This is a genomic window from Streptomyces sp. NPDC002513 (assembly GCF_053595355.1).
Map to the genome: position 1 here is coordinate 1 of NZ_JBSFXK010000119.1, position 6357 is coordinate 6357.

At 71.5% G+C, this 6357-nt stretch carries 7 protein-coding genes; 6 read left to right on the forward strand and 1 reads right to left on the reverse strand.

Annotation, left to right across the window (positions count from 1 at the left end):
- Window positions 1-191: 191 nt before the first annotated feature.
- From ACWD5Q_RS34850 to proC, 6 genes are all read left to right on the forward strand, one after another.
- Entirely contained in the window at window positions 192-509 is a 318-nt protein-coding gene (locus ACWD5Q_RS34850; protein ID WP_451431082.1) for an SH3 domain-containing protein, read from the forward strand.
- 48 nt (window positions 510-557) lie between these two features.
- The gene (locus ACWD5Q_RS34855; protein WP_451431083.1) at window positions 558-1049 is read left to right on the forward strand and encodes an EamA/RhaT family transporter; all 492 of its coding nucleotides are present in this window, start codon (window positions 558-560) and stop codon (window positions 1047-1049) included.
- 79 nt (window positions 1050-1128) lie between these two features.
- Window positions 1129-1905: a class I SAM-dependent methyltransferase gene (locus tag ACWD5Q_RS34860; protein ID WP_451431084.1), complete on the forward strand. Its 777-nt coding sequence runs from the start codon at window positions 1129-1131 to the stop codon at window positions 1903-1905.
- Window positions 1906-2092: 187 nt separating this feature from the next.
- Window positions 2093-2917, forward strand: coding sequence for an ABC transporter ATP-binding protein (locus tag ACWD5Q_RS34865; RefSeq protein ID WP_451431085.1), 825 nt, complete (start codon window positions 2093-2095; stop codon window positions 2915-2917).
- A complete protein-coding gene (locus tag ACWD5Q_RS34870; protein WP_451431086.1) occupies window positions 2914-3687 on the forward strand; it encodes an ABC transporter permease in 774 nt (257 codons plus the stop codon). Before ACWD5Q_RS34865 ends, ACWD5Q_RS34870 begins: the two co-directional genes overlap by 4 nt.
- A gap of 171 nt (window positions 3688-3858) precedes the next feature.
- Window positions 3859-4668 carry a pyrroline-5-carboxylate reductase gene (gene proC, locus ACWD5Q_RS34875; RefSeq protein WP_451431087.1) on the forward strand — a complete coding sequence of 270 codons (810 nt, stop codon included), beginning with the start codon at window positions 3859-3861 and terminating at the stop codon, window positions 4666-4668.
- A 44-nt stretch (window positions 4669-4712) separates the two neighbouring features.
- On the opposite strand, the gene trpS is transcribed toward proC, so the two are convergent.
- Window positions 4713-5711 (reverse strand): tryptophan--tRNA ligase, encoded by a 999-nt coding sequence (trpS, locus tag ACWD5Q_RS34880; RefSeq protein ID WP_451431088.1) that lies wholly within the window; start codon window positions 5709-5711, stop codon window positions 4713-4715.
- Window positions 5712-6357 lie beyond the last annotated feature (646 nt).

Sequence of the window (6357 nt, forward strand, 5' to 3'; positions counted from 1 at the left end):
ACCGGGGCTCCGCTCCTCATGTCCGGCGAAACCACAGCTCGCGGCTACCTTGACAAACCCCACCCACCCACAAACTGAACGGCCTTGGCACTAGCCTCCGCGTGCGTGTCACACACGGGGTTTCGTGGTGTGACACGGGGGAATGAACGGGACCCCATGACGGTCATGGGGCTCAACGGGGGAGGTTTTCCATGTCTGTCGACCGTGTCGGAGAGGCCCACGACGACGGCGTGGCGGGGCCCGCCGCGACCGCCGCGGCCGTGCGCTACTACGCGGTGGCCCCGGGCGTCCAGCTCAAGGTCCGCAGCGGTCCGGGCACCGGCTACGACGTCGTCCGGCTCCTGCCCGAGGGCGCCAAGGTGCCGATCTACTGCCAGACGCCGGGCACGACGGTCACCGGTTCGTACGGCACGAGCAACATCTGGGACAGCATCGGCGACGGCGGGTACGTCTCGGACGCCTATGTGCACACCGGCAGCGACGGCTACGTCGCCCCGCGCTGCGGCTGAGCCGGACGGTGGCGGGGCCGGGTCCGCCACCGGGGTGATAATCGACGCGTGAGCGACGAGAACGGCACTCCGGACAGCCACCGCGGGCCCCGCCCCGAACCGATCCGCTTCTTCGGCACGACCTGGGTGGACCACGACGGCGGCTACGGCGCCCGCCGCGCCGCGGTGGCCGTCGGCTCGCTCCTGGCTGCCGCCGTCTCCTGCCTCGTGCTGCGCATCGCCTACCAGGGCCTGCAGATCGCCGACGTCGGCGCACCCGTGACCCTGATCGTCGTGGTGATGTTCGCGGTCTGCACCGCGCTGGCGTTCGGCCACACCTGGGGCGCCTTCACCAAGCGCCCCGACCCCGACCGCCAGTCCTCCCTCCGCGGCCTGCTCGCGATCGGATTCCTCGGCTCGTTGTGCGCCTACTTCGTCCGTTCGCTGACCGAGGCCCCCGGCGAGAAGCTGCACCGCGAGGAGTACGACAAGGCCCGCGCCGCCCAGGACAAGCGTGCGTCGCGCCGCACGGGAAACCCGGCCCGCAAGCGGCGCTCCTGACCCGCGGCCGTCCTCGCGGCACCCGGCTTCCCCGGGAAAGCCGCTGTGCCGGCCACCCGCGGAGCGCCACCATGGACGTATGACCGCGCCCTCCCGCTCCCTGCGAGCCCGCTCGTTCAACGACGCCGCGGCCCAGTACGCCGCCAACCGCCCCTCCTACCCGCCCGTCCTCTTCGACGCGCTGGAGGAACTCGCCGGCCGTCCCCTCACCGGCGCCCGCGTCGTGGACGTCGGCGCCGGCACCGGCATCGCCACCGCCCTGCTGAAGGCCAGAGGCGCGCGGGTCCTCGGGATCGAGCCCGGCGACGGCATGGCGGCCCAGTTCCGCCGCGTCCTTGCCGACGTCCCCCTGCTGCGCGGCGACGGCAACGCCCTCCCGCTCGCCACCGCCTCCGCCGACTTCCTCACCTACGCCCAGGCCTGGCACTGGACCGACCCCGCCCGCTCGGTCCCGGAGGCCCTGCGTGTGCTGCGCCCGGGCGGCGCGCTCGCGCTGTGGTGGAACAGGGACGCCCCGGACGTGCCCTGGATCGCGGCGCAGGCGGACCGCATCAAGCGGTACTTCGGCACCGAGCAGGCCACCAAGAACGGCGCCGGCGGCACCCGTACCGAACTCGCCTTCGAGGGCGCCCCCGAGGTCCCGGCCCACACCCACCGCGTGGTGCGCTGGAGCCGTACGGTGCCCGTCGACCTCCACCTCGCCAACATCGGCAGCCACTCGCTCTTCCTCGTCCACGGCGAGGAGGGCACCCGTACCTTCCTCGCCGAGGAACGGGAGCGCCTCCTCGAGTCCTTCCCGGACGGCTTCGTGGAGGAGGTCTACGACGTGCTCCTGATCGTGGCGCGACGCCCGTAGACACCCGTCGCCTGCCCGAGCCGGGCCGAAGCCGCCGGGCGCGGGTCAGGCGGCCGCACCGAGCGCATGCGCCCGCGCAGTGTTGCCGCATCGCCCCGGCGCCCACCGGTCCGGGCGCCCGCCCGGAGCCCTCCGCCGGAGCCCGCCGCCCCTTGACGGCCGATCCCTCGCGCGCCATATTCATCGCATGATGAATAATCGCCGTGCGCACCCGCCCGGCCCCGAGGCGCCGCCCTCCGCCCCCGCTGCTCCCGCCGTCCACGCCGAGGGACTCACCGTCCACCGCGGCACCCGCACGGTCCTGCGCCGCCTCGGCTTCACCGTGCCCCGGGGCCTGATCACCGGACTGCTCGGCCCGTCCGGCAGCGGCAAGTCGACCCTCATGCGCGCGATCGTCGGCACCCAGGCCAAGGTCACCGGCACCCTGGAGGTCCTCGGCCTCCCCGCCGGCTCCACCCCCCTGCGCTCCCGCATCGGTTACGTCACCCAGGCGCCCTCCGTCTACGGCGACCTGACGATCCGCCAGAACCTCGACTACTTCGCCGCGATCCTGGACCCGGGCCGCGCCGCCGCCGACCGCCGTCACCACAACGTCACCCGGGCCATCGCCGACGTCGACCTCACCTCGCACGCCGACTCCCTCGCCGGCAACCTCTCCGGCGGCCAGCGCAGCCGCGTCTCCCTCGCGGTCGCGCTGCTCGGCACGCCGGAACTCCTGGTCCTCGACGAACCCACGGTCGGCCTCGACCCGGTCCTGCGCCGCGACCTCTGGGCCCTCTTCCACCGCCTCGCGGCCGACCGCGGCGCCACCCTCCTCGTCTCCTCGCACGTCATGGACGAGGCCGAGCGCTGCCACCGCCTCCTGCTGTTGCGGCAGGGAGAACTGCTCGCCGACGACACCCCGGAAGCCCTGCGCACCCGTACCGGCGCGGAGACGGTCGAAGACGCGTTCCTGCATCTCGTGGGCGAGGCGTCGGCGCAGCGGACGGCAGAGAAGGAGACGGTCCGATGACCCCGGCCACCGCCCACCCGGCCGGGAGGGCCCTCACCTTCTCCCGCGCGACGGCCACGGCCGCCCGCGTGCTGCGGCAACTCCGCCACGACCCGCGCACCATCGCGCTGATGCTGGTCGTCCCGTGCCTGATGCTGATCCTGCTCCGCTACGTCTTCGACGGCAGCCCGCGCACCTTCGACTCGATCGGAGCCTCGCTCCTCGGGATCTTCCCGCTGATCACGATGTTCCTGGTGACGTCCATCGCGACCCTGCGCGAACGCACCTCCGGCACCCTGGAGCGCCTCCTCGCGATGCCGCTCGGCAAGGCCGACCTGATCGCGGGCTACGCCCTCGCCTTCGGCACGCTCGCGATCATCCAGTCCGCCCTGGCCACCGCCCTGTCGGTCTGGTTCCTCGGCCTGGACGTCACCGGCTCGCCCTGGCTGCTCCTGCTGGTGGCCCTGCTCGACGCCCTGCTCGGCACGGCCCTCGGCCTCTTCGTCTCGGCCTTCGCCGCCTCGGAGTTCCAGGCGGTCCAGTTCATGCCGGCGGTGATCTTCCCCCAACTCCTGCTCTGCGGCCTGTTCACCCCCCGGACGGACATGCACCCCGTGCTGACCGCGCTCTCCGACGTCCTGCCGATGTCGTACGCGGTGGACGGCATGAACGAGGTCCTCCGCCATACGGACATGACGACCGCGTTCGTCAGGGACGCCCTGATCGTCGGGGGCTGCGCGCTCCTGGTGCTCGGGCTGGGAGCGGCGACCCTCAGGCGACGCACGGCATAGCCACGGCCGAGGGCACGGCCAGACGGCCAGACGCCCGCACAGCCACAGCCACGGCCATGAACACAGGCATGGGCGACGGCCGGTGTCCCGCCCACCGGACAACCCGCCCCGCCCGCCCACCCCGGTGCGAGGATGAACCCGGACGACGCAACCCCCGGAGGGCACCGCACCATGACCCAGAAAGTCGCAGTCCTCGGTACCGGAAAGATCGGCGAGGCCCTGCTCAGCGGAATGATCCGAGCCGGTTGGGCCCCCGCCGACCTGCTGGTCACCGCCCGCCGCCGGGAACGGGCCGAGGAGCTCCGCAGCCGCCACGGCGTCACCCCGGTCTCCAACGCCGAGGCCGCGAAGACCGCCGACACGCTCATCCTCACCGTCAAGCCCCAGGACATGGGCACGCTCCTCGACGAACTCGCGCCGCACGTCCCCGCCGACCGTCTGGTCATCAGCGGCGCCGCCGGCATCCCCACCTCCTTCTTCGAGGCACGCCTCACCGCCGGCACCCCGGTGGTGCGCGTCATGACGAACACCCCCGCCCTCGTCGACGAGGCCATGTCCGTCATCTCGGCCGGCAGCCACGCCACCGAGGCCCACCTCGCCCACACCGAGGAGATCTTCGGAGCCGTCGGCAAGACACTCCGCGTCCCCGAGTCCCAGCAGGACGCCTGCACCGCCCTGTCCGGCTCGGGCCCGGCCTACTTCTTCTACCTGGTCGAGGCCATGACCGACGCCGGCATTCTGCTCGGCCTGCCCCGCGACAAGGCCCACGAGCTGATCGTCCAGTCCGCGATCGGCGCGGCGGTGATGCTCCGCGACAGCGGCGAGCACCCGGTCAAGCTCCGCGAGAACGTCACCTCCCCGGCCGGTACGACGATCAACGCCATCCGCGAACTGGAGAACCACGGGGTACGAGCGGCCCTGATCGCCGCGCTGGAGGCGGCTCGCGACCGCAGCCGCGAGCTGGCGTCCGGCAACAGCTGACACGCGTGCCCACCGCCGGGAGGCCGGCGGTGGGCAGCGGTCCCTCACCCGGCCGGCAGCAATCCGATCGCCCGGTACGCCGCGTCCACCTGCGGCCTGGCCATCCCTCTGGCCCGCTCCGCACCGGCCCGCAGCACCCCGTCCACATACCCGGGATCCGCGCACAGTTCCTTGTGCCGCTCCTGCACCGGCCGCAGCAGCTCGACCACGGCCTCCGCGGTGTCCTTCTTCAGGGGGCCGTACGACCCGTAGGCACCGCTCAGCTTCTCGGGGTCGCCCCCTTCACAGGCGGCCAGGATCTCCAGCAGGTTCGCCACCCCGGGCCGTGCCTCCCGGTCGTACACGACGTCCGAGCCGCTGTCCGTCACGGCCCGCATGACCTTCTTCCGCACCACGTCCGGCTCGTCGAGCAGATAGACGATCCCCGGCCCCGAGTCGTCCGACTTCCCCATCTTCGAGGCCGGGTCCTGGAGGTTCATGACCCTGGCCCCCACCTCGGGGCGGGTCGCCCGGGGCACCGTGAACGTGAGCCCGTACCGCTGGTTGAACCGCACCGCCAGATCCCGGGTCAGCTCCACATGCTGGGTCTGGTCGTCTCCCACGGGCACTTCGTCGGTCCCGTACGCCAGGATGTCCGCCGCCATCAGCACGGGATACGTCAGCAGCGACAGCCGGACACTCCCACCCCGCTCCCGCTCGCGCGCGGACTTCTCCTTGTACTGGATCATCCGCCGCATCTCGCCGTCGGTGGCCACGCACTCCAGCAGGTACGACAACCGCGCGTGCTCGTCCACATGGCTCTGCACGAACACCGTGCACAGGTCGGGGTCGAGTCCCGCCGCCAGCAGCAGTGTCGTCGCCTGGCGGCTGAGCCTGCGCACCCGTGCCGGATCGTGGTCCACGGTCAGGGCGTGCAGATCGACGACGCAGAAGAGCGCGTCGGAGCGGTGCTGGTCCACGTCGGCCCACCGCCGCATGGCCCCCAGGTAGTTGCCCAGCGTCAGGTGCCCGGTCGGCTTGACCCCGCTGAAGACCCGTGTCATCTCTCCACCCTCTGGTCGGGACCGCCGCTGTCGGCCGGCCGCCCCCGTGGAGGAGATATGTCAACGGCCGCCGAAGCGGCGGCCGTTGAACGCATACGTGAGTCCGGCCGCCGTCAGGCGGCCCACCACTGTCGGTTGCACGTACGCGAAGTCATGACCAGGAGGTTACGCCTGTCGGGAGCGGTACGGAACGGAGTTGACACACCCCGGACCGGTCCGTAAAGTACTCCGGGTTGTCCGGCGTGAGCGCCGACTCCGGTCGGTCCCCGGACAGCCATCCCGCAGGTACCTACCGATCATCGGCGTTGTCTCGCCGTGGGCTTCGGTGTGCGTATTTTCGGAATGAGGAATCCGCGTTCGAAGCTTTTGCGAGGACGCAGCCCCCGATTAGCTCGGGAGCACGGAATCCGCTAAAGTCTCACTCGTCGGAACGGCCCAAGGGCCGGGAGGACAACCCCGGTTGACTGGGGATCAGGACCTGCAGGGATCGGAAAGAGCCCAAGGGATCTGGTAAAGTCGAGACCGCCGGAAGGCCGAAAGGCCGGAAAGCACCGAGGAAATCGGATCGGAAAAAGATCTGATAGAGTCGGAAACACCGAAGGGAAGCGCCCGGAGGAAAGCCTGAGAGAGTCTCTCGGGTGAGTAC

Coding starts and splice junctions, on each gene's coding strand:
- ACWD5Q_RS34860 (WP_451431084.1), top strand. CDS start 1,129: ATGACCGCGCCCTCCCGCTCCCTGCGAGCCCGCTCGTTCAACGACGCC.
- ACWD5Q_RS34850 (WP_451431082.1), top strand. CDS start 192: ATGTCTGTCGACCGTGTCGGAGAGGCCCACGACGACGGCGTGGCGGGG.
- trpS (WP_451431088.1), bottom strand. CDS start 5,711: ATGACACGGGTCTTCAGCGGGGTCAAGCCGACCGGGCACCTGACGCTG.
- ACWD5Q_RS34870 (WP_451431086.1), top strand. CDS start 2,914: ATGACCCCGGCCACCGCCCACCCGGCCGGGAGGGCCCTCACCTTCTCC.
- ACWD5Q_RS34865 (WP_451431085.1), top strand. CDS start 2,093: ATGATGAATAATCGCCGTGCGCACCCGCCCGGCCCCGAGGCGCCGCCC.
- proC (WP_451431087.1), top strand. CDS start 3,859: ATGACCCAGAAAGTCGCAGTCCTCGGTACCGGAAAGATCGGCGAGGCC.